The following is a 21,589-nucleotide window of genomic DNA, read 5'->3' as shown; positions in this document are numbered from 1 at the left end:
AAAATGAGCAAAAGAATGTTATCAAGACAAAAGAGTAAAGAAGAATATTTCACGAATTTTTCTAAATACAAGAACCATTTACAACCCATTCGACTGCTTCATAATCTCACTCGCCAAAGTATCTAAATTCTTGTAATGATTTAACAGCGTGCGGTTCCAAAATAATTTACCCTCGTATAAATTTTCAAATTCAAGGTCGTTAAATATGACATCATAGTCACCGGTAAAAAGTGTTGATTTTTGATCCGTGCGAATCCCGCCATAATGATTTATGTTTCTCATAGAAACCCTTTTGTATAAATAGGGAATGAGCAACGTTGACGCTTGCTGATCCTGATTTTTAAAATCTTCATCAGCATCCTTTAACAATTGTAACCATTGATAAAGGTTCTTTTTAAGTGATTTGTTAGAAATTAAATTTAGCCTTCCCGAACCGATTAATTCTTGAATAGTACTATTTGACGGGTTAAAGTTTCCGTATTTTAAAGAGAATCCAATGATACTGTCCATATTAACTGTTTGCACAATTTCAATGGGGCTGTCCATATAATAGAATAAAGCTTCTATATGTTCATTGGCAGATTCCAGTGATTTGATCCTCTCTGCAAGAACGACTCTGTTATCTGAAAATTCGTCATATAATTCTTGCTTTATTTCAATTCCTTCCTTATCGAATTTTCTTTTTTCATTCCAATTATTAACCTGAAGAGCAATGAGTATCCCGATTACAACAAGTACTATTTCACCAATAGCGTATCTCACATATTTCCAGGGCTTGTTATCATCTGCCATTTTTTTTCTGATTTTTCTAAATACGGGAATCATTTGGTTGTTCGTTGGGTGATAAATATAAGAAACTTTTAAATGATTTGAGATTTGACCTGCCTGCCGGCAGGCAGGGATTGGAGATTTCAGATTTCAGATTTAAGAAGTGAACTCCCCAACGAAATTGTTCATTGGATGGAAACAGCCTATTTTGTTTTTCGTCTTGCATCCTGATAATTTTAGAAGGGGAGAAGCAATAGCTCCGGAAGCGAAGCGGCTTGGGCTATGGTGGAGTAAAAATTATCAGAGAGATGCACAGAAAAACAAAATCAGCCTTGATCTTTTACTCACTATTCATTATTATTTTTAAAGGTGTTCGTGAACCTCATTCTTCGGTTTCGTTCTTTTGCATCAAGGCAAATGAAGCGACAGCGAATTCACGAATTCCTTAATACAAATAGAAAATGGATGAGTAAAAGGACAAAAAAGAATATTTTGCGGATTTTTCTACATCAACAAATCAATTCATTTCCCCAATCTTTCTATTTCTTTCTCCAAATCTTCTGATAAAGCCAATACTTTTGATTTAGACGATTCTATAGGTTTTTCTATCAACCATCCGATATGATGTTTTTGGGTTCTGATGAAATACAAATATTCCTGATCTGTTTTTAATCGTTCATAATCCAAAGGAATCATTTCTCCCTGGAAGGTTAAATCCCTATAATCTCCATTCCAGAAATCTCTAAATCGAGTATTAAATATGTTTTCACTTGCGTTAAACAAAAAATCCCGGTAAGCTTTTTCAAAATTATTTATCCATTCATCATCATCTTCATATAACTGAACGATTCTTTTTCTGATATCTGTATTAGAGATCAGGTCTACACCAATAGATTTTAAGGTTTCAAAAATATTGTTGTCTAAATCTGAATCACCATAAAACCGAGTCGATTTAAAGAAATGGTTTTTTAGAGAATCATGGTAGGGCAAATCATTTTCAATATGATCAAGGATAATCTCAATCGAATTTTTTGCCCCTCTATAAAAGGAGAGGCTTTGTTCAAACTCAGCCAGATCATCCTGGAACTGACTATGAAAGGATTTAAGGATTTCTATCTCCTTTTTCACTTGAAGTCTTGATTGATTCCAGGTATTGATCTGCAAGGCAATCAATATCCCGATTACAACAAGTACAATTTCACCAATCGCATAGCGGGCATATTTCATAGGTTTGTTATCATCAGCCATTTTTTTACGGAGTTTTCTAAATACGGGAATCATTTGGTTGTTCGTTGGGTGATAAATATAAGGAAAGATATTTATGTAATGCTACAATGCTACAATGCTTCAATGTTTTATGTAAGCGTTGTGGCAGGTTCGATTTCCCTTCGTAAAGATAGCTGATGTATAAAATGCTGTCGAATTGAGGGTTGACCTCCATGATTTTAGTTTAAAATTACAACCGCAAGCAGGCATTTTGGAATTGCGCTGTTTGAGGACGATAGGACGAGTTCGCAATGGATGGCTGCGAGGATTAGTAATTTAACTAAAGAATGGGAGTCTTGAATTTTTGGCTCTTTTGTTTCAAGACAAAAGAGTAAAGAAATATTGATTGAAGATTGGACTGGCATGCAGAGATTGTTGATTTAAGATTTTTGAAGCATTAGCTTACCTGCAGAGAATCAAAATCAACCTTACAATAGAAGATTCGCGGTTTTAATATAAAAAAAAAGGCATAAGCTGCAATTTTGTTACAACTTATGCCATTAAATTATTAAAGCAAATTTACTGCATTCTAGGCCTGAAGACCTCTGTAATAAGAACCCTTATTCTGGTATCGCCCGTATTCTTGGCGGCATCTGTAAGCGGTCCGCTAAGCCATCCCTGACCCGCAACAAAGCTAACTTCACGTTTCTCTTCTCCGCCAACCCATATGGTTCCGGTTCCTCCTTCAAGCACATAAATGGTATGATCAAGATGCGAGTGAAGGCCTAATGAATCCCCCGGCTCTAAAATTAATTCATACATCTGTACATTTAAGGAGTCAGCGAATACTTTGGTCTTGTCCCTGTAAACATTCAATGGGTTCATCGCCTCATCAACTGCATAGGGTTCTGAAGCTTCCGTTGCTTCCGGAGCAGCAGGGGCTTCAGGTGGAGCCGGCGCCTCTTTAGGTTTTTGTTCGCAACTTACGCTTGTGATTGCAAAGAACAATACAAGTGTCATACATAAAAGTTTGGTTAGTTTCATTTTGGATAGATTTTATTTTTGATCAAATGTACGCTTATGACGATAGTTTTAAAAACCAACAAGGACGAATGGTATGAAATCCCAGATGAATAAGGTTAAATACTTATCGAGGCAGCATGCAGGCATGGAAGTAGTTGAATATCGAATGTCGAACAGGGAATTTTGAATGTCGAAGTGGGATTTTGATTTGAGATTTAAGATTGGAGATTTCAGATTTCAGATTGGAGATTTCAGATTTCAGATTTAAGAAGTGAACTCGCCTACGAAATTGTTGATTAGATCGAAGCTTTTACGTCAGTGTAGTTTGAAAAGCGCGTAAAGAATTTTTGAAGCCATTGCAGAATTATGCCTTTGAATATCGAATGTCGAACAGGGAACTCTGAATGTCGAAGTGGGGTTGACCTCCATGATTTTAGTTTAAAATTACAACCGCAAGCAGGCATTTTGGAATTGCGCTGTTTGAGGACGATAGGACGAGTTCGCAATGGATGGCTGCGAGGATTAGTAATTTAACTAAAGAATGGGAGTCTTGAATTTTTGGCTCTTTTGTTTCAATACAAATGAAGCGACAGCGAATTCACGAATTCCTTAATACAAATAGAAAATGGATGAGTAAAAGAGTAAAGAAGAATATTTCACAAATTCTCATTTCAAAAATAAAACTAGAACAAAACCCTAATCATCTCCCAATTCCTCATCGATCTGATTTATAAGATCATTGATATAACCTGCGGTTCTTTGGGCTCGGTCTTGAACCATTTTATTTTCATTGATGGCCAGGTTTAAAACATGCATAAACGAGGCATCATTTTTTAATTCTAAAAAGTCTTTTTGTGATATTTCTGCTATTGATTTAAAGAAATTCTTTCCTGTCATTTGAAACGAAAAATAGTCGACATATTTAGGGAGTATAATCATATTTAACTTCAAAATACGTTCATTTTCATACTTGGCATAATAGGGATAACTTGATTCATACAATTTTGAAATCGATCCTCGCAAACTGTCATTTGAAATGATATCAATGCCTTTTGAATTTAAAAGAGAATAACCTCCCCGGTTTGGGTCAAAATGAGGGTTTACTCTTGATACCTGAACATCGTACTTAAAGGAAGTAGAAGGTTCGTTACGGGTTTTTAAATAATCGATAACTGCTTCCCCGTCATTGCTGATAGAGTCCATAATGGCAATATCACTGTTGATTTCAACTAAATCCAGCTTCAGATTAGCACGAATTTCTTTTAAGGTCTTAATTTCAATGATTTTTGTCTTCCGCTCCTCATTCCAGGTATTGATCTGCAAGGCAATCAATATCCCGATCACCACAAGTACTATTTCACCAATGGCATATCTGGCATATTTCATTGGTTTATTATCATCTGCCATTTTTTTTCTGATTCGTCTAAAAAAATTTATCATTTAGTCGTTAGTTGAATGTTAAATATAAGGAACTTTTACATGACTGGAGATTGGAGATTGGAGATTTGAGATTTAAGAAGTGGTTTTGAATATCGAATTTCGAACAGGGAACTCTGAATGTCGATTTGGCTCTTGATAGAAGATTGAAGAATGTTGATTTAAGATTGGAGATTTCAGATTTCAGATTTAAGAAGTGGTTTTGAATATTGAATTTCGAACAAGGAACTTTGAATTTCGAATTTCAAATTGAGGTTGACCTCCATGATTTTAGTTTAAAATTACAACCGCAAGCAGACATTTTGGAATTGCGCTGTTTGAGGACGATAGGACGAGTTCGCAATGGATGGCTGCGAGGATTAGTAATTTAACTAAAGAATGGGAGTCTTGAATTTTTGGCTCTTTTGTTTCAAGACAAAAGAGTAAAGAAGAATATTTTACGAATTCCTCTTTCAAATCAAAAACGTAGAACAAAACCTCGCATTAGTTCCACTGAATCTGCGATTTCAAGCATTCATTCATGTATTAATATTACAGCATTAAAATGATAAGGTCCGGTTGACCTTTATTTGAAGGCAGCATTATGGAACCCCAAAGGCGATGGGCAATTCAAGAACAGTAATCCTTATAAGGTTAAAAACAAACAACCCGGATGACGTATCATCCGGGTTTGTATAAAATTAATTAAGGGACCTGATACTCGTGGCTAAAAGCCTGCATACACGAATTATCCGGAACTTTTGACGGATCGTCGTAGAACTCTTTCATCATCATTATGGCACAAGGCCCTTTGTCGACAGGTGAATGCACCACATCATCAAACAGGAACAAAGTGGCGTTGCCCTGCTCCTCGGCTAACTGAGTGGCGTACGAAGGTTTACACAAATGGTCAAATTTCCCACCGAGTAAGAGCAAGGGTGCCTGGCTGTAAAATTTCTGTGGTGAACTTCTTTGCTGCACCGGCCATACTTTTATGGCCTCTTTATAAAAATAAGGCCCGAATGTTGACAAGCTTGCACCCTTGATCAGCTCTTCGTATTCTGAGCCCTCCATTATATGCTCTGGCTTAACATCATAGGTTCCTGATAGAAAAACGCTAAGAGACAAACCCGTGCTGAATTCAGGTATAGGAAAGATCAGGCCCGGATTGCTGATGATCTCGGTATAGTCACCCCGGCTTATCCTGTCAAGTGATTTCGGCAATTGGGTATTGAAGTACATCTGGTAAAACAGCCAAAGCGCTATCCTGTCACCATTGAGCAAGACCTTATATTCCTCACCCGTTGGCCCATACATCAAATTTAATGTATCCGGCCTCACATTGAGTTCCGATACCTTGTTAAGAAACCTTTCTTTGAGGTCAGGATAGGCGGCGGTAAGCACCGGACTATTGTCCACTGCACTGAAAGCTTCCTCCAGGGCCTCAACCATTCCGGAATGCATATCGTAACCAGAACGGTAGATATCAACAACTCCATTGAGCACTGCACTCGACACGCGTTTTGGATGATACATCAACATGTTCTGAACTACTTCAGAACCATAGGAACTTCCAAACATCGCGAATTTATCATATCCCAATTGGGTCATTACATAAGCGATCTCATTGGCGATCTCTTTAGAATTGACCGCAGAAAGATCGATCCCCTGAACAGTAAAACGATCATACGCTTTTTTTAAAATATCCAGATACAGGTCAATGGTCTCATCTGCCGAAATATTTTTGTCTAAAAGAGAGAGTTGCAAGGCCTTTATATCAGGAATGATAAGGAAAGGATCAGAATATTTTAAGCCACGTGATTCCACGATCACTACGTCGCGATCCTCGAGAAAAAGATCGCCAAGTTCACCGGCAAACCCGGGTACAAAATCGTCGAGATAAGAAAGTCCAGGGCCTCCTGCACAAAGCACCAACGGATCCTTTGCGGGGGCATTCCGACTCTTAAATATTCCAATGGCAAGGTCAACCGTTTTACCTTCAGGAACTTCAGCTCTTTCAGGCACCTTCATACGGCCGAAAATAAATTTTCCCATACTTTCAAGCTTTTTGGTTACCTCAAAGGGACTCGTTTCTTTTGTAAACTGTCCTGTTTTACGAATCTCCTGACCATTCGCCATAAAAGCAATTGCAAAAGCCAGAATCAATAAATACTTTTTCATGATATTTGGTTTTTAATGACAGTAATACATGCAGAAAGTTTTGGTAATAAACACATATCCTGCAATGATCCTTTATGACGTCTTTAGAGGAGATAAGGTTTCAAAAAAACACTGGATTTTATGGATAAAGAATGATATTACGATAAAAAGGAAAGCCCTTATTCATTCCCAGATGCGAGAAATCTAACCAGACAGCCGGCAGTCAGGGATTCAGCGTAGTTAATACTTCAAAAATAAACAATCTCCGATCCCTACCTGCGGCGGGCAGGTCCAATCAAAACTCCACTTCGATATTCAGAGTTCGACATTCGATATTCAAATGCTGCAATAATTAATATGCCCATAATCATAAATGAATAAACCTTTAGATAAAAAACCACCCCTGTTTGGAAACAAAAACACCACTTTCATCCAGGATCACCTCATAATCTAATATTTTGTAGTAATTTGAGGCATCATAGGTATTTATATAATTAATAATAGTACATGAAAATAAAAAAAGAAACCCTCGCCATGATAACCGTATTGGTAATTGTGGCAACAGCTTTTAATCACATTAAAAAGTCACCGGTAGAAGATTTTCTCAAATCACTCGATACAGAACAAGTCAAAAAAGTTCAACTTCCTTTTGATGACCTGTCAAGGGATATATGGCACTTTTTGCCGGGAAGCATGTGGCCGCGAGCCGGGATCATGCTCAAAGAGCTCAATCAAAAGCAGAAAGAGCATGCTTTTACCATGTTAAAACAACACCTGAGTGATGCTGGTTTTAAAAAGGTCATGGGCATTATTGACCTTGAAAATGTGTTGGCTGAAATGGGGCAGGATAAAAAAATGAGGGATCCGGAAAAGTATTTTGTGGCCATTTACGGCGATCCTCTTCAAGATAAACTATGGGCCTGGTCATTCGAGGGCCATCACCTGTCACTTAATTTTACGATATCAGGCAATGAGGTGAGCATGACACCGCGTTTCTTAGGGGCAAATCCGGCCGTTATACCTTCAGGAAGCCGAAAGGGCCAACGAACGCTTGCTGCGGAAGATGATATGGGGATCGAACTCATCAATTCGATGAGTTCGGAACAAAGAGTAAAAACGATTTTCAGTACCCGGTCCTATTTTGAAATCGTGACTTCCAATTCTACCGAAGTAGGCCCGTTAATGCCGGTTGGAATAGCCATGAGGGAACTAAACAAAGTACAGCAGGAACACTTAAAAAAACTGGTATATGAATACCTCTCTACCATGCCTGAGCCCCTTGCCAGGGAGCGAATGGAACAGATAGAAAAAGAAGACTTTGATGAGATCCGCTTCGGCTGGGCCGGCGCTACAGAATTAGGAAAAGGGCATTATTACCGTATCCAGGGCCAAACCTTTTTGATCGAGTTTGACAATACCGTGGGCAACGCAAATCATATCCATACCGTTTGGCGCGATTTTGATGGTGATTTTGGCAAAGACCTTATCAAAGAGCACTATCTGGATAAGAGTCATTAGTAAAAGAGGTGATTTAAGTATTGAAGCATTCGATATTCAAATGCTACAATGCTTCAATGCTTCAATGCTGCAATGCTACAATGCTACAATGCTTCAAATCGAACCTGCCGCACCGGCAGAAGTGGTATTCGACCTGCCACGCCGTTAGGAGTGGTATTCGATAATCAATGCTACAATGCTTGAAATCGAAGATTCAGCGGAGCTAATGCATGAATGCTTCTTAAATCTCAAATCTCCAATCTTATATCTCAAATCAAAACCCTACTTCAACATTCCTTGTTCGACCTGCCACGCCGGTAGGTGTGCTATTCGATATTCAAATACGATACGCCACAAATATCTAATTAGTTAATCCAAGCAAATGATAAGAACAATCAAAGCTTTAACAAAACCTTAACATGCTAATCTTGTATTTAGTCAAGAATATTTTATGTTATGACCTAAATTATTAATAACGATATGAAATTATTGAAAGTTAAAAGAATAACAAAAACCGAAAAACGATACAGTTCAACGATGGGAAAACTTACCACCCAGGTAACCTACATAAAACTCTATCTCATTGGTCTTCCATTGAAAACCCTTCACAAATACCGTGAAACCTATTACGGTGAGGTCAAAGACTGCGAAGAATGCGTCCTTATAGCCTGATACAGCTTTCCTGCTTTACTTCCTTTAGTGAGATGACTTCTGTTGCTTAATGTGTTATTGCCGGCGAGCAGTACCTGCACATAAAGGTATTGTCCTTAGCAGATCAATTCGAAATTCGACATTCCTTGTTTGAACTGCCATGCCGGAAGGAGTGGTATTCTATATTCAATGCTACAATGCTACAATGCCTGAATGCGTGAAATCGAAGATTCAGCGGAGCTAATGCGTGAATGCTTGAATGCCATAATGCATGAAATCGAAGATTCAACGGATGTAAGACTTCTCAAATCTCAAATCTTCAATCTCAAATCATATATGCAATAGGATTACTAACGTGATCCTGAATGCTATCCATTTTGAGAATGAAAAGGCCTCATCCGTCTTTTACTTCTCACTTCTCACTTGAAACAACAGGGATTACTGCCGTGATCCTGAATGCTATCCATTTTGAGAATGAAAAGCCCTTATCCGTCTTTTCCTTCTCCCTTCTCACTTCAAACAACAGGGATTACTCCGTGATCCTGAATGCCCTCCATTTTGAGAATGATCTAAAAGCCGATCCTCCTGTCGTCGGTTCTCTTTTATTGTTTGGCCCTCCCTTACAAAACTGAAGTTTTGACGGTTGGTCCAAACAATAAAAGCCCTGCATATTGCAGGGCTTTTAGATCATTCATCTGTGATCGCGACAGGATTCGAACCTGTGACCGTCTGCTTAGAAGGCAGATGCTCTATCCAGCTGAGCTACGCGACCATTTTTGATTTTTACTTAAAACCATTGGTACTTGAACACAAATAACTGCTGATATTAAGCGGGTGCAAATATAAACTGACATTCCAAATAAAACAAACTATTATGTTATAATTTTTTCAGATAAAGCCTGGGAATTCTTTTTGGTAAACCCGGGCATAATTATACCTTGAAAAATCATTATCTTTATAATGTGAATCATAAACCCCCCTCATTATGATCAAGCCGCTATTATTGCTGGTAAGCTTTTTATTTATTCCACTATCGCTGGTCTCCCAGATTCGAATTACCGAAAAAAAAGCTGAAGAAGTCCTTATTAAACTTGAAAATGCTGAAGTTGATATCGTGGAAGTAAAAACCTTAAAGAAATGGAAAGCACTTGAATTGAGCCATGAAATGAAACCTCAGATGAATTATAATGTCGTGATGGTCAAGTACAATACAAAAGGCGAATTTCGTACCGTTATCTTTGATATGAATTTGGTTCCCATACGTTATGATTACCTCGATAGGATTGAATGACCCTAAAATAGGTCATTTATCTAAACGTACAACTGCTGCTAATTCATATACATTTAAAGAGTAGGAGAGACAAGCCTCTTAAGCCATCTCGTGAATTTAAAAAAAAAGAGCTATTAGAGTTCCTGTTGGTCCTTATTAGGAATTACAGGATAATCTTTTTGAGCGTAGACATATTTAATAAAGAAAAACGAAAAATAAACCCCGGCAATGCCCAGAAGCGAAAAAGTTACAATTTCAAAACCTTGTATGTAACCCATGACAGAAAGTATACTTGTTATAAGGATAATTCCTGCCAGAATGCGGAAGTGTGAATTTTTAGACATAGTATCTTGTTTCATGTAATAACGTAAATATTACCTTTTATCGTATACATCCCTGAACTTAGTTGTTCACAAACTACTGTTCATAAGTGTCATGTCTCTAAAATGATTGTTTTTTTCCTTTACTGAATGACATATATCATGGATTTTAATTCTTGATAAGGATACCTTTGAGTACTTTAAAGATTTTTGAGGGGAAATTTTTAAAGTTCATTTTTACAAAGTTAAAAATTAGACCAGAAAGCCCGGATGATTAGTTTCATTCGGGCTTTTTCTTTGGTATTTATCTTCCACATGTACATGTCCAAAAGCCTTTATGTTTAATAAATATTAAAAAAGATTAAACATTTTGCTTAAAATGTTTGTTTTGTTCAAGTATATATGTATATTTGTTGAACAATAATTAAAGTAATGGATTTGAGATGTTTTTTCAGAATGGAGTTTAAGTTATACCATAATGGTAAAACGCTCAGTCTAAAACGTGCAAAGGTAATTTAGATTGCCATTAGACATTTGTACAGATTTAATTAAATGTGTTTGATAACCTGTTCTTTACATGTTGTTTGTTGTAATTGTTTGAAGTCTTTAGACGGGCTGTCAGAATGGTTATAATCGCTTCATAATTTTGGTTTTGGTTTGATTTTTACAAGAATGAGTTGTCAGGCGCCTTTAGTTGAATTGAAATTTGAAGCATGTTTGGGGATATCCCATAAATCCCCTAACATGTTTTTTTAAACATAAAAATAATTTTAAATAAAAATATAATGAACATTTTAGCAAAATCCCGGTTGTTGATCCTACTTATTTCCCTTACGACTTTAACGGCCTGTAGTAATGACGATGACGATATGATGATCGATCCGCCAATTACTCCTGATTTACCTGAATTTGAAGGACGTATAATGATGTACGACCTCGAATCATCTTCAGAAGATGGAATTTCAGGAACCGCAACGTTTACAGAAAACGAAGATAATTCGGTTACTATTGATCTGGATCTTTCGAATGCGCCCTCAGGTGAACAACTCCCGGCGCACATTCACGTGAATTCTGCGGCAGAGGACGGAGAAATTGTATTAACACTGGGACCGGTAGATGGTTCAACGGGAAAAAGCAGTATCACCATTACAGCTTTAGATGACGGAACTGCCGTAACATACGATAGCCTGATTGCGATAGACGGAGCTATTAATGTCCACCGTGATGAAGGAGAATTGTTTTGGACAGTAGTGGCCCAGGGTGACATAGGTATAAACGTACTTACAGGAGTCTCTTCAACATATGAATTAAATGAAAAAATGGCACCTGGAATTCAAGGTACAATCACGTTCTATGAACGGGTAAGCGGTGAAGCATTATCGGTTATTCAATTAGAAAATACACCGGCAGAAGGAATACACCCTGCACACATTCATAATGGCAACGCCTTGGAAGGAGGAAATATAGCAGTTTCCCTTAACCCTGTGGATGGAACAACAGGTACAAGTAAAACCCATATAGATCAACTGGATGATGGATCTTCAATTTCTTATGAAGATTTGATAGAGTTTAATGGCTATGTGAATGTACATCTGAGTGCAGAAGAATTGGCAACTATAGTGGCTCAAGGTGATATAGGCGGGAATGCCTTGTCCGGAACTGAAATGATGTATATGTTAGGGGAGAAAGATGCCCTGGGAATTTCTGGCATGGTATATTTCTACAAGAGGAATAACGGAGAAACACTTGCAAAACTCGTGTTGACCAATACGCCTGAAAACGGAGTTCATCCTGCACATATCCATAATAATTCGGCAGCAGAGGGTGGAGGAATCGCGGTAAGTTTTACCCCGGTTGACGGAACTTCAGGAATGAGTTACACCAATATAGCAGCTCTTGATGATGGTACGGCCATCAGTTACGAAGCACTCCTTGATTTTGATGGATACATCAATGTGCATCTAAGTCCTGCAGACCTTGATGTTATTGTGGCCCAGGGTGATATTGGCCAGAATGAATTAACTGGAATGTCCATCATGTATGACTTAGGCGAAAAAGATGTTCAGGGTATATCAGGGTCTGTGACCTTCTATGAAAGAAAGAGCGGTGAAGCCCTGGCTATGCTCAATGTCATGAATACCCCTGCAGGTGGCGTTCACCCGGCTCATATTCATAACAACTCAGTCGCTGAAGGAGGAGGAATAGCCTTTTCATTTAACCCGGTAAACGGAGATACAGGAATGAGTTTGACGCATGTAGCGCAACTGGACGATGGAACATCGTTTGGATATGATACTATTGAATCTTTTGACGGATATATCAATGTACACTTAAGTGCCGGGAATCTGGCGACTATAGTGGCACAAGGCAATATAGGATCTAACTTCGGTGAAGACGGAGGCGGAGACGCTGGAGCAGTTACCTATGCAGTTGGAAACAGTGGCAATTCAGCCTATCTTTTTACAGGAGAAGGCCTGGACAATGAATCAAATCCCGATTTTACTTTTAAAAGAGGTCAGACCTACACGTTTAATGTCAATGCTCCCGGTCATCCTTTTCTCATAAAAACAACAGCGACCCTGGGAACAGATGACAGTTATGATAATGGTGTGACCAACAATGGAGCTGCCACCGGAACAATAACATTTACCGTACCCATGGATGCGCCTGATACCTTATATTATATCTGCGAGTTTCATGCAAGTATGGTAGGAACACTTACAATTATTGACTAATCCCCCTGATTAACGCAAAAAAGCCTCGGTAATTCCGGGGTTTTTTTATTTATCTTTACACTTAAAATAGCATACTATGAACAATCCTGTTATACAGATCACACCTCTTGGATTCCCATGGGAAACAAGCGATCCTTTTCTTTTTTGTGTTCACCATGAAGATTTTTACCCGCCGGGCAACGATCAAATGGGCCCTGACGTGTCTTTGGAAGGCCGTAACATTGGGAATGATTTTAATGTAAAGGATGGTTTCAGGATGTATCACGGGCAAACCGTACCCGGTTTCCCTGCGCATCCGCACAGAGGTTTTGAAACGGTTACCATTGCCAGAAAGGGTATGGTTGACCATTCAGATTCTATCGGAGCAGCGGGCCGGTTTGGAAACGGCGATGTTCAATGGATGACGGCCGGAAAAGGAGTGCAGCACTCCGAAATGTTCCCTTTGTTGAATAAGGAGGCCGATAACCCTTTTGAATTATTTCAGATCTGGCTGAACCTTCCAAAAGCCAAGAAAATGGCAGATCCTCATTTTGCCATGCTGTGGAAAGAAGACATACCTGTATACAAACACAAAGACGATCAAGGACTTACTACCGAAATCGATGTGATTGCCGGTGAGGTTGAAAACGTAAAAGCTTTGGATCCCGCTCCCGATTCATGGGCAGCTGATCCTAAAAATGAAGTCGCCATCTGGACCATCAGAATGGAAGCCAATGCAAGCTGGAACCTTCCAAAGGCTTCAAAAGGGGTTAACAGAAGGCTTTATTTGTATAAAGGAGCTTCGATCAAAGTCGGAGGCAAGGATGTGCCTAATTATTGTGCCGTTCGACTGGACCCTGAACTGGGAGGGCTCGTTGAAAATGGTGATCATGAGAGTTATTTGCTGCTGCTGCAGGGAAGGCCCATCGGAGAGCCTGTGGTGCAACACGGGCCGTTTGTGATGAATACGGCTCAGGAAATTCAAAATACCATGAATGTTTTTCAGGCCACACAATTTGGTGGTTGGCCATGGCCAAGCTATGATCATGTGCATCCGGAAACCCGAGGGCGTTTCGCTCGTTTTGCCGACGGAACCGTGGTAGAAAAATAATACGCATGGCCTGCTCCATGACTTTTGTCACTAAATAAACGCTGTAGTCCTTTTAACTTTATCCCTCAATAAATTTCAATGGAGGGATATGAAACAATACAGTAAATCATGGAATAGCAGGGTAGAAGCCGAACCGACCAATACCTGGACCAGGCTGTCACATCCAATGAGCCTAAAGATCAATGAGAAAACAAAAAGTGCCATTTTTATCGCAGCATCTTTAGAATTTTCAGGTACGTCAAAAGAGAAGGAACTAAAGGGCCATAAAGGTTCCCTGTATTATAAAATTGAAGTCAACGGAGAGCCGCTGGTGCAATATCATGTACCGAACCCAAGAGGGACTAACAGGGCCGTTGGCGTCAACCTTCATGGAAAGACTGAAATTCCGGCCGGTGAACATACTATTGAAGTATTTTACAAAATGTCAAAAAACGGCTCATGGGATCTTATGCAAAACCAAAGCCATAGAAAGATAAGTGTAATGGCATTCCCTGCAGAATAAATTGGATAAAGGTATTTTATATAGACACCAGGTGGGAATTCACCTGGTTTTTTTGTGTTTGGATCTAAATATTTTTTTTAAAAAATGGTACAAACCTGATCAACACCTTGCGCTATGATTGCATAATTTTGAAGGGATGAATTACGCTAATTATTTTTCAGTTGTGACCAAAGACAACGGGCAGCCCAATTTAAGCGCCGATCAGTTCAGGCGGATGATGAATATTGTCTTTATAGAAGGCGTGATTCAGGGAATCAAAAGGATCAAAGAAAAAGAAACGGGGCAATACTTTAAGTATGATGTTCTCATCTTTAAACATGATTCAGTACTCACAGAGCTTACAGGTAATTTAAAGCCCAATGAACTTTTAAAGGAAATGTACCGCCTGTCGAGATCCTAGTGTTGAGCGTCAATATGCATCCGGCTGGCCTTGATCAATTGCCCGGCCCCTTTGCACTGATTTTTTTCATCAACAGTGAATTAGTCAACCCTGAAAAATAGCGTACCGGGAATTGTTTTGTATTTTTAATACATAGAGACACCTGAAAGATGAAGAATGTAATGCTGATGATTGTTGTTTTATGTTTTTGTACTTCCCATGTACAAGATGCCAATAAATGATATCCTGAGCATATCATAGCAGGAATGGCCATCGGAGGCGTTACGTCTTATTTTATATATAAAAAAACCAACAACAAATTTAAATCCTGGACCATAGGAACCGGTGTAGCAACGGTCATTGGCCTGGCCAAAGAGTTGATTGACCCTTTGTCCGTGAGCGTTCAGTTCAGGATTTTGGAAACACCGTTCTTGGAGGTGTCATTGGCGCCAGCGTTGTATTTCCTTTAAAAAAGAGAGCCCCAAAAGAAGTGGCCTATTTGTTTTAATTGATATATAACCCTCTTAAAGGTTACTATTTCTCCAAAAAGCATCAGCTATTTTATCGTACTGATTCGCTGATTTTTATCATAATTCTTTTTAGAAAGGAACAGTATTTTTATACCTTAAAAAATTTAAATCATGGGGGCATCACTTTCAAATTACGAATCAAACAGCGGACTAACTTCAAAAATCATGAAATTTATTAAGGGCAAAGAGTATCTTGAAATCTTTATTACACTTATAGCCATATCCGGATCTTTGGTGATTTTATGGGTTTAAAATACGCTGCTTATTAAATATTTAAATGAGGGTTGGATTTTTTGTTTTGGTTTTTATCTCATAATTAATTTTTAGGAAGCAGGAATCAGACATTTAGGGCAGTATCTGAGTGAAAAAACACGGTTATTTGAGTAACTAACTCATTATCTGACATTAATCAGCTTATTATTTGTATTTTATCCATACCTTTGAGGCAACAATAACAAATAACATGAAACATATTTTTGAGCTAATAGCCGCAATATTCCTATCACTTATCCTAATCATATCACTTCCGTTTCTCTTAATCAATGATGTAAACACTGTGGTAGAAGGTTGACCTTCCAGGATTGAACTCTTTAACGAATAGGAACATTTTACAACCCGAATAAATTTTATTTGGGTTTTTCTTTTCCCGGGCATTGACTACTGACGATGACTTCTTTAAATAAAAATTATGCCCATTTTTCAAAAACTATTTATATTTTGTAAAATAATCTTTAACTTGTCACTTATTATTTAATCTAAACCTAGACACAATGAAATTAGTAGTTAGCGAAATAAACCATTATTGGGTTCACTTTCAAGCAGGACGTACCGGAAATAACCTTATTTACCCAAGAATTATCATAAAATGTTATCATGATGACGATTATGTTTTGCAGGCAAGTTTCTATCCTGATAACAAAAGCCTGCCCGATAATTATTACGATGTAAATTCCAAATTAGTCTACTTGCGATACCAGCTATCGATGTATGACAGCATTATTGACATTTTAAGAAATGAAAAACCCATTTATTTTAGTTATTCTGAAAAGTCAAAACTTGGATATATAAGAACCGGGAAAGAACCGATTGGAGAAGGTGAAAACGACGCTGATTTTCAATAAAATATTTTAGGCGCATTATTTTTATGAATTACAGCCCGGCTATAGATTTCTATAAGCCGGGTTTTGTGTTACTTGGGATTGTTAAAGTTCAGCCCCGGCCTTTTAAATAACAGGTAATATTAGCCTATATTTGACACATCGAAACAATAAGAAACATATTTGAATTTATTCACCGCGTTGAAGGCTATGTTCAAATTTCAGCAACTGGATATTTTGAACATTTCATTGTTGGCTTGCTCATTGGCGGTTTGATCTCTTATTTGGCCCATGAGAAAACAAACAACAAATTAAAATCTGTTTTTTTTGGCGTGTTCCTGGCCTTTTTAATCGGTCTTGCAAAAGAATATATTGACCCTTTGTTTGGAGGCGACAAAGATAAATTTGATCTGATCTATACCGTGCTGGGAAGTATGGCAGGGGCCGCATTATTTTTGTTATACAACGCTTTTCTTCAAAAAAAGAGTTGAAGGATTCAATCTCACGAATAGTTTTTTTCACCTTAACCTCTAGCAGGTTCACCCACTGAAACCCTTCAAAATGCCCAAGCCCGAAATATGGCACAACCATTGCAACTCAATGATAAATTGACTTTAGAATGAGTTTAGCTTAATGTAATTAATAAATACAGGTAAGGGTTTAATGATTGGAAAAGACAATATTTTACGGAAATTTTAAATCCTGAATCAGTTTTTGAAAACGCTCATCACCCCGTATGGCGTCAAAAGGAGGTGCCCTTTTCAAGAATGGCATCCAGCCGGAATGGATTTCGTAACCTTTTTCAAAATATTCCATTGCCATATCATGATCTCCTAGACCCAAGTATAACAAGCCTAATGATACCGGATCTATGTAATTTAACTGAAGGTTTTGAATAATTTCAAGTTGTTGCAAGGCCTCATTCCTTAAGCCGGCTCTGGCAAAAACAGAGCCAATCTCTCCCCGGTGAGTTGGATTTAACCTACTTTCATCAGCCATCATGTTTCTTGCTACTTCAACGGCTTCTTTATGCCTTCCGCTAAGCGAGAGCGACCACATTTTCAATTCTTTCAAGTGATTATCCGATGGGAAAAGTTTCAATCCCTGTTCAGCCGTACCAATCGCACCTTCCAGATCACGGCTATGAAACTGTACGAATAATTTCCCCGTCCAAAACATAGGCTCGTTTGGGCTTATTTGTCCAATTTTTTCAATGGCTTCAAAAGCTTTTGAAAATTTTCCTGAAAGAACGTAATAATACACAAAATAACGTAAAACATTAAGATCATTTCTGGCCAGGGATTCAGCTTTTGATAAAATATCAAGAGCTTCGTTCCAGTTCCATTGAACAAAATACAAGGAATGAAATTTATTCAGATAGGCCATTGGCAATTCCGGATTAAACACAAGAGCCTTTTTGTTTGGGATTTCAGAAAGCTTAAGTGCCTCCATAGGTGTGTTTTCGCAAAAATAGGGGTAATCTGAATATGCCGCACTGAGGTGGGCATATGCATCAGCATAGGTCGAATCAATTTGTATTGCACGTTTAAAGTAGCTAACGGCTTCTTTTAATTGCTCTATAGTGCTGCTTTCTTCGGCAAGTTTAACGCCTTTTAAATCAGCTTCAAGTGCTCCCGGATTAACCAGTAGCGGCACTTTAAACCTTGCTGAATCAGCCGGGCTAATGGCAATATTGATTTCTTTGGTGATCGCCCGGGCAATAGTATGATGAAGGAGCAGTACATCTTTCATTTCAGCATCGTAATTATTGGCCCATAAATTCTGATCCGTTGCACTGATCAATCTGGCGGTAATCCTGATGCTGTCTTTTAACTTAACTGCAGAACCCTCGATAACGTGTTTTACATTCAGTTCACTGGCGATTTCGTGGATGGTTTTGGTCGCGCCTTTGTATTGCATCACGGAGGTTCGCGGTCGTACAATTAAGGAACTGATTTTTGATAGTTCAGTAATCAGGGCATCTGTCATACCATCAGTAAACCATGCCTGGTCTTTACCCGGGCTGTAATCTGAAAACGGCAAAACGGCAATCGTATTTTCAGATATCAATTTAGTATTCTCAACAACTATGGAAGGAGGCTCAGGGCCTGTTTTGTTTAAAAAAGACACCGCTATAGCAATAAAAAGGGTAATCAGGATAATAATATTCAATCGCTTATTGGTGGCTGAAGCGATAGTTTGATCATGTGCCTTGCTGCCCGTTTTTTTTAACCCTTCAGGGGTTACCTGATAGGCCCACGAAAAAAACACCCATACCGGTAGCCCCATTGCCAAAAAGAACGTCAGTGATTTTAAGACCCAATCAGGAGCATTGAATATTGGCAAAATACTAGTGGCCACTTGTATCAAAAGCCATGAAACAACCAGATATGCCAATGTTTCTTTAAAGACATTCCGGCGTTTTAGCTCTTCGAAAAATTTCATCCCGAACAATATTTAACTTAAAGGTAAGCTAAAGTTTCAACTTTTTAGTTGATAGGATGCACCAATTTTGTAATCGGCTAAAAAGAATTGGAAAGATTATGAAAGGATAATTTTACTGACGGTTACGAAGCGATCAAAAATCAAATATGAATTTACTTGATGCAGCCAAGGTCAGATAAGTTAAAGTGCACATGACTGGACTCGAACCAGCACGTTCTAAAGCGAACACCAGCCCCTCAAGCTGGCGTGTCTACCAATTTCACCACATGTGCATTGTAGAGGTACAAATCTAAAAAAAAATCCCGCCACAGCGGGATAAAATTTAGAATATTTGGTGACCTGGCTGGGGCTCGAACCCAGGACCCTCTCCTTAAAAGGGAGATGCTCTACCAACTGAGCTACCAGGTCAAATAATTCGGTGGCAAAGATACATTCAATTATTAATTATACAAGCCTTTTCATTAAAAAAAAAATAAAGATATTTGCCGACAATTTACAACACTATTAATCAGTAATTTATGAAGATCGTACTCATTGGATATATGGGCAGTGGTAAATCAACGGTAGCCAGGCAGCTTGCCATGGAACTCGGTCTGCCCTTTACAGATTTGGATGATTATATCACAGCCAGGGAAAAACTTTCGATAAAAGAGATTTTCGAGGCCAAAGGAGAGATCTACTTCAGGCTGCAGGAAAGTAAATACCTAAAACAATTGCTTGCTGACGAAAACGACGTGGTGCTTGCCCTGGGTGGCGGTACACCTTGTTATGGAGACAATATGGAGGTGATCAAAGAAGCATCCCGCTCATTTTATCTCAAGGCAAGTATTCCAACCATCTGCCAAAGACTGCGAAACGAAAAGGTCCAACGCCCCCTGATTGCTTCTTTAGACGAAGAACAATTGAACGAATTTGTGGCCAAGCACCTGTTTGAAAGAAGGAATTTTTATGAGCAGGCAACAGTTATTTTACCTGTGGACAACAAATCGGTCACTGAGCTGGTCCATGAATTGCTTGAAATAATTCAGCGCTAGCTAATCTAAGATTGCCTGAGCCTCTTTTCCTTTGAATTCCACATAGATGTGTTCCTGCATGGATGTAGACAGGGAAATACCTTTAAAATCGGCTTTGATTGGATATTTTTTGTGGTTCCTGTTTACCAAAACCACAGTTTTAAACCTTTTTAACGGAACCTCGAGAAATAACTTCGCTGCATAAATCAGGGTGGTGCCTGAATTAAGCACATCGTCGACCAGAACCAGCGACTTATTTTTGTATTCAGTAACCGGAAGGCTGGTTGTCACTGGATTTCGGGGTTTCTTTTTATCCATGATGACTTCACAAAGCGTCACTTTGATCGGAGAGATCTCAGTGAGTTCTTCTTTGATCTTTTGAGCCAAAATATATCCGTTACCATTTATTCCGGCAATGATAACCTCGCTTTCATTGATGTTTGATTCATAAATCTGATAAGCAATCCGCTTTGTTTTGTGGCGGATCTGCTCATTGTTTAGGATAATGGTTTTTTGCATCTGGGATCAGTTTGTCTTCACAAAATTAATAAAAAGTTCCCTCCCAAGTCTAGGTTTTATGGAATTATAACAGGGAGCCAGGGTCTTTAGCTTAAATCGCTTTTGAAAATCTATGGTATAGGCATCTGTACTGCCCCCAAAGGGAGGCCCTTCGTCGGTGAGGCGAAAGTCAAACAACAAGCCTACTAGCTTCCCATTGTCTTTAAGTAATGATTTCATTTTGTCAATATAATCAACTCTTAAAGAAGGATCTAATGCACAAAAAAAAGTTTGTTCAATGATGAGGTCATACTGCCCCGTATGCTCAAAAAAGTTTTCATGCACCAACTGATGCCCCGGAAAATCAGGAACCCTCTTTTTTAAATTCTCAAGAGGTTTTTTAGCCAGGTCGAGCACCGTAATATTTTGAAAACCCTGCTTAAAGAGATAGGCAGCCTCATAGGCATTGCCTGCACCGGGGATCAAAATCGATATGCTTTTATCGTTTAGTTGGTCTATATATTCTTTAATAGGAGGAGAGACTCGTCCCAGGTCCCAGCCCGTTTCACCGGCCTGGTATTTTTCGCTCCAAAAAGCTTCGTCATATTTCGGGATCTTCATCATGATAGGTGTCTATGTCGCGGCGATCCTTTTTGGTAGGCCTGCCCGTTCCTTTTTTGCGATAATACTCCTTTGAATATTTTAGTAAATCCTGATTTTGAAAAGCTTCCTCAGGGGTCACGTCTTTTCTGTACAGGTCGACTAATTTTGCCCCCACGCGACTTTTGGGTACATCCAGTACCAGGATCTCGTAATTGATCTGGTCTTTGCGTATGGTCAGTTTCTCGCCCGAAAACACCTCCTTTGAAGGTTTTACATTAGCGCCATCAAGTTTGATGTGCCCTTTTTTACAAGCCTCGGTCGCTATACTTCTCGTTTTATAATAACGGGTACACCATAAGTACTTGTCTATGCGCATAGTTTAGGTA

At 38.7% G+C, this 21,589-nt stretch carries 24 protein-coding genes and 3 tRNA genes; 14 read left to right on the top strand and 13 right to left on the bottom strand.

Annotation, left to right across the window (positions count from 1 at the left end; genetic code table 11):
• Positions 1-78: 78 nt before the first annotated feature.
• Positions 79-792 carry a DUF6090 family protein gene (locus AABB81_RS02890; RefSeq protein ID WP_342158471.1) on the bottom strand — a complete coding sequence of 238 codons (714 nt, stop codon included), beginning with the start codon at positions 790-792 and terminating at the stop codon, positions 79-81.
• 139 nt (positions 793-931) lie between these two features.
• Between AABB81_RS02890 and AABB81_RS02885 the strand changes: the two genes are divergently transcribed.
• Positions 932-1,135, top strand: coding sequence for a hypothetical protein (locus tag AABB81_RS02885; RefSeq protein ID WP_342158469.1), 204 nt, complete (start codon positions 932-934; stop codon positions 1,133-1,135).
• A 155-nt stretch (positions 1,136-1,290) separates the two neighbouring features.
• Here AABB81_RS02885 and AABB81_RS02880 read toward each other — a convergent pair whose 3' ends face one another.
• The 4 genes from AABB81_RS02880 to AABB81_RS02865 form a co-directional block, all read right to left on the bottom strand.
• Positions 1,291-2,016 carry a DUF6090 family protein gene (locus tag AABB81_RS02880; RefSeq protein WP_342158468.1) on the bottom strand — a complete coding sequence of 242 codons (726 nt, stop codon included), beginning with the start codon at positions 2,014-2,016 and terminating at the stop codon, positions 1,291-1,293.
• A gap of 537 nt (positions 2,017-2,553) precedes the next feature.
• Positions 2,554-3,018 carry a cupin domain-containing protein gene (locus AABB81_RS02875; protein ID WP_342158467.1) on the bottom strand — a complete coding sequence of 155 codons (465 nt, stop codon included), beginning with the start codon at positions 3,016-3,018 and terminating at the stop codon, positions 2,554-2,556.
• 675 nt (positions 3,019-3,693) lie between these two features.
• The gene (locus AABB81_RS02870) at positions 3,694-4,404 is read right to left on the bottom strand and encodes a DUF6090 family protein (RefSeq protein ID WP_342158465.1); all 711 of its coding nucleotides are present in this window, start codon (positions 4,402-4,404) and stop codon (positions 3,694-3,696) included.
• 714 nt (positions 4,405-5,118) lie between these two features.
• A complete protein-coding gene (locus AABB81_RS02865) occupies positions 5,119-6,594 on the bottom strand; it encodes an alpha/beta fold hydrolase (protein ID WP_342158463.1) in 1,476 nt (491 codons plus the stop codon).
• 486 nt (positions 6,595-7,080) lie between these two features.
• On the opposite strand from AABB81_RS02865, the gene AABB81_RS02860 reads away from it, so the two are divergent.
• The 3 genes from AABB81_RS02860 (at position 7,081) to AABB81_RS02850 (ending at position 9,353) form a co-directional block, all read left to right on the top strand.
• The gene (locus tag AABB81_RS02860) at positions 7,081-8,091 is read left to right on the top strand and encodes a DUF3500 domain-containing protein (RefSeq protein WP_342158461.1); all 1,011 of its coding nucleotides are present in this window, start codon (positions 7,081-7,083) and stop codon (positions 8,089-8,091) included.
• A 459-nt stretch (positions 8,092-8,550) separates the two neighbouring features.
• On the top strand, positions 8,551-8,742 hold the full coding sequence (locus AABB81_RS02855; RefSeq protein ID WP_342158460.1) for a hypothetical protein: 192 nt from the start codon (positions 8,551-8,553) through the stop codon (positions 8,740-8,742).
• 362 nt (positions 8,743-9,104) lie between these two features.
• Positions 9,105-9,353 carry a hypothetical protein gene (locus AABB81_RS02850; RefSeq protein ID WP_342158458.1) on the top strand — a complete coding sequence of 83 codons (249 nt, stop codon included), beginning with the start codon at positions 9,105-9,107 and terminating at the stop codon, positions 9,351-9,353.
• 66 nt (positions 9,354-9,419) lie between these two features.
• Here AABB81_RS02850 and AABB81_RS02845 read toward each other — a convergent pair.
• Positions 9,420-9,493 (bottom strand) — tRNA-Arg (locus AABB81_RS02845).
• Between the two features lie 213 nt (positions 9,494-9,706).
• Here AABB81_RS02845 and AABB81_RS02840 point away from each other — a divergent pair.
• Positions 9,707-10,012, top strand: a complete 306-nt coding sequence (locus AABB81_RS02840; RefSeq protein WP_342158456.1) for a hypothetical protein — start codon at positions 9,707-9,709, stop codon at positions 10,010-10,012.
• A 113-nt stretch (positions 10,013-10,125) separates the two neighbouring features.
• On the opposite strand, the gene AABB81_RS02835 is transcribed toward AABB81_RS02840, so the two are convergent.
• A complete protein-coding gene (locus AABB81_RS02835; protein WP_342158454.1) occupies positions 10,126-10,335 on the bottom strand; it encodes a hypothetical protein in 210 nt (69 codons plus the stop codon).
• Between the two features lie 761 nt (positions 10,336-11,096).
• Between AABB81_RS02835 and AABB81_RS02830 the strand changes: the two genes are divergently transcribed.
• From AABB81_RS02830 to AABB81_RS02795, 8 genes are all read left to right on the top strand, one after another.
• A complete protein-coding gene (locus tag AABB81_RS02830) occupies positions 11,097-13,046 on the top strand; it encodes a CHRD domain-containing protein (protein WP_342158453.1) in 1,950 nt (649 codons plus the stop codon).
• Between the two features lie 76 nt (positions 13,047-13,122).
• The gene (locus tag AABB81_RS02825) at positions 13,123-14,136 is read left to right on the top strand and encodes a pirin family protein (RefSeq protein ID WP_342158452.1); all 1,014 of its coding nucleotides are present in this window, start codon (positions 13,123-13,125) and stop codon (positions 14,134-14,136) included.
• Between the two features lie 88 nt (positions 14,137-14,224).
• Complete coding sequence (locus tag AABB81_RS02820; RefSeq protein WP_342158451.1) at positions 14,225-14,638, top strand: hypothetical protein; 414 nt, start codon at positions 14,225-14,227, stop codon at positions 14,636-14,638.
• A gap of 136 nt (positions 14,639-14,774) precedes the next feature.
• The gene (locus AABB81_RS02815) at positions 14,775-15,038 is read left to right on the top strand and encodes a hypothetical protein (RefSeq protein WP_342158450.1); all 264 of its coding nucleotides are present in this window, start codon (positions 14,775-14,777) and stop codon (positions 15,036-15,038) included.
• A 245-nt stretch (positions 15,039-15,283) separates the two neighbouring features.
• Positions 15,284-15,487, top strand: a complete 204-nt coding sequence (locus AABB81_RS02810; protein WP_342158449.1) for a hypothetical protein — start codon at positions 15,284-15,286, stop codon at positions 15,485-15,487.
• 171 nt (positions 15,488-15,658) lie between these two features.
• Entirely contained in the window at positions 15,659-15,799 is a 141-nt protein-coding gene (locus AABB81_RS02805; protein ID WP_342158448.1) for a hypothetical protein, read from the top strand.
• 518 nt (positions 15,800-16,317) lie between these two features.
• On the top strand, positions 16,318-16,668 hold the full coding sequence (locus AABB81_RS02800; RefSeq protein WP_342158446.1) for a hypothetical protein: 351 nt from the start codon (positions 16,318-16,320) through the stop codon (positions 16,666-16,668).
• A gap of 233 nt (positions 16,669-16,901) precedes the next feature.
• Complete coding sequence (locus AABB81_RS02795) at positions 16,902-17,135, top strand: hypothetical protein (protein ID WP_342158445.1); 234 nt, start codon at positions 16,902-16,904, stop codon at positions 17,133-17,135.
• Between the two features lie 193 nt (positions 17,136-17,328).
• Here the strand turns inward: AABB81_RS02795 and AABB81_RS02790 are convergent, their stop codons facing one another.
• The 3 genes from AABB81_RS02790 to AABB81_RS02780 form a co-directional block, all read right to left on the bottom strand.
• Positions 17,329-19,089: a hypothetical protein gene (locus AABB81_RS02790; protein ID WP_342158444.1), complete on the bottom strand. Its 1,761-nt coding sequence runs from the start codon at positions 19,087-19,089 to the stop codon at positions 17,329-17,331.
• Positions 19,090-19,275: 186 nt separating this feature from the next.
• Positions 19,276-19,361 (bottom strand) — tRNA-Leu (locus AABB81_RS02785).
• 60 nt (positions 19,362-19,421) lie between these two features.
• Positions 19,422-19,497: transfer RNA gene (locus AABB81_RS02780), tRNA-Lys, on the bottom strand.
• Between the two features lie 110 nt (positions 19,498-19,607).
• Here AABB81_RS02780 and AABB81_RS02775 point away from each other — a divergent pair.
• Positions 19,608-20,123, top strand: coding sequence for a shikimate kinase (locus AABB81_RS02775; RefSeq protein ID WP_342158443.1), 516 nt, complete (start codon positions 19,608-19,610; stop codon positions 20,121-20,123).
• Here the strand turns inward: AABB81_RS02775 and AABB81_RS02770 are convergent, their stop codons facing one another.
• From AABB81_RS02770 to AABB81_RS02760, 3 genes are read right to left on the bottom strand one after another with little or no spacing between them, the layout of a single operon-like run.
• Positions 20,124-20,621 (bottom strand): phosphoribosyltransferase family protein, encoded by a 498-nt coding sequence (locus AABB81_RS02770; protein WP_342158441.1) that lies wholly within the window; start codon positions 20,619-20,621, stop codon positions 20,124-20,126.
• 6 nt (positions 20,622-20,627) lie between these two features.
• Positions 20,628-21,224, bottom strand: coding sequence for a methyltransferase (locus AABB81_RS02765; protein WP_342158440.1), 597 nt, complete (start codon positions 21,222-21,224; stop codon positions 20,628-20,630).
• Entirely contained in the window at positions 21,202-21,579 is a 378-nt protein-coding gene (locus AABB81_RS02760; RefSeq protein WP_342158439.1) for an RNA-binding S4 domain-containing protein, read from the bottom strand. Before AABB81_RS02760 ends, AABB81_RS02765 begins: the two co-directional genes overlap by 23 nt.
• Between the last annotated feature and the right edge of the window lie 10 nt (positions 21,580-21,589).

This window comes from Lutimonas vermicola (assembly GCF_038433205.1).
GTDB lineage: Bacteria > Bacteroidota > Bacteroidia > Flavobacteriales > Flavobacteriaceae > Lutimonas > Lutimonas vermicola.
The sequence above is the reverse complement of the archived record's forward strand: the minus strand, read 5'-3'. Positions and strand labels throughout refer to the sequence as shown.

Bases quoted from the DNA above. Each gene is read 5' to 3' on its own strand.
- AABB81_RS02820 (WP_342158451.1), top strand. From the start codon at position 14,225: ATGAAACAATACAGTAAATCATGGAATAGCAGGGTAGAAGCCGAACCG.
- AABB81_RS02870 (WP_342158465.1), bottom strand. From the start codon at position 4,404: ATGGCAGATGATAATAAACCAATGAAATATGCCAGATATGCCATTGGT.
- AABB81_RS02805 (WP_342158448.1), top strand. From the start codon at position 15,659: ATGGGGGCATCACTTTCAAATTACGAATCAAACAGCGGACTAACTTCA.
- AABB81_RS02810 (WP_342158449.1), top strand. From the start codon at position 15,284: ATGGCCATCGGAGGCGTTACGTCTTATTTTATATATAAAAAAACCAAC.
- AABB81_RS02800 (WP_342158446.1), top strand. From the start codon at position 16,318: ATGAAATTAGTAGTTAGCGAAATAAACCATTATTGGGTTCACTTTCAA.
- AABB81_RS02815 (WP_342158450.1), top strand. From the start codon at position 14,775: ATGAATTACGCTAATTATTTTTCAGTTGTGACCAAAGACAACGGGCAG.
- AABB81_RS02890 (WP_342158471.1), bottom strand. From the start codon at position 792: ATGGCAGATGATAACAAGCCCTGGAAATATGTGAGATACGCTATTGGT.
- AABB81_RS02865 (WP_342158463.1), bottom strand. From the start codon at position 6,594: ATGAAAAAGTATTTATTGATTCTGGCTTTTGCAATTGCTTTTATGGCG.
- AABB81_RS02825 (WP_342158452.1), top strand. From the start codon at position 13,123: ATGAACAATCCTGTTATACAGATCACACCTCTTGGATTCCCATGGGAA.
- AABB81_RS02775 (WP_342158443.1), top strand. From the start codon at position 19,608: ATGAAGATCGTACTCATTGGATATATGGGCAGTGGTAAATCAACGGTA.
- AABB81_RS02790 (WP_342158444.1), bottom strand. From the start codon at position 19,089: ATGAAATTTTTCGAAGAGCTAAAACGCCGGAATGTCTTTAAAGAAACA.
- AABB81_RS02880 (WP_342158468.1), bottom strand. From the start codon at position 2,016: ATGGCTGATGATAACAAACCTATGAAATATGCCCGCTATGCGATTGGT.
- AABB81_RS02860 (WP_342158461.1), top strand. From the start codon at position 7,081: ATGAAAATAAAAAAAGAAACCCTCGCCATGATAACCGTATTGGTAATT.
- AABB81_RS02835 (WP_342158454.1), bottom strand. From the start codon at position 10,335: ATGTCTAAAAATTCACACTTCCGCATTCTGGCAGGAATTATCCTTATA.
- AABB81_RS02875 (WP_342158467.1), bottom strand. From the start codon at position 3,018: ATGAAACTAACCAAACTTTTATGTATGACACTTGTATTGTTCTTTGCA.
- AABB81_RS02765 (WP_342158440.1), bottom strand. From the start codon at position 21,224: ATGATGAAGATCCCGAAATATGACGAAGCTTTTTGGAGCGAAAAATAC.
- AABB81_RS02830 (WP_342158453.1), top strand. From the start codon at position 11,097: ATGAACATTTTAGCAAAATCCCGGTTGTTGATCCTACTTATTTCCCTT.
- AABB81_RS02855 (WP_342158460.1), top strand. From the start codon at position 8,551: ATGAAATTATTGAAAGTTAAAAGAATAACAAAAACCGAAAAACGATAC.
- AABB81_RS02760 (WP_342158439.1), bottom strand. From the start codon at position 21,579: ATGCGCATAGACAAGTACTTATGGTGTACCCGTTATTATAAAACGAGA.
- AABB81_RS02850 (WP_342158458.1), top strand. From the start codon at position 9,105: ATGAAAAGGCCTCATCCGTCTTTTACTTCTCACTTCTCACTTGAAACA.
- AABB81_RS02770 (WP_342158441.1), bottom strand. From the start codon at position 20,621: ATGCAAAAAACCATTATCCTAAACAATGAGCAGATCCGCCACAAAACA.
- AABB81_RS02840 (WP_342158456.1), top strand. From the start codon at position 9,707: ATGATCAAGCCGCTATTATTGCTGGTAAGCTTTTTATTTATTCCACTA.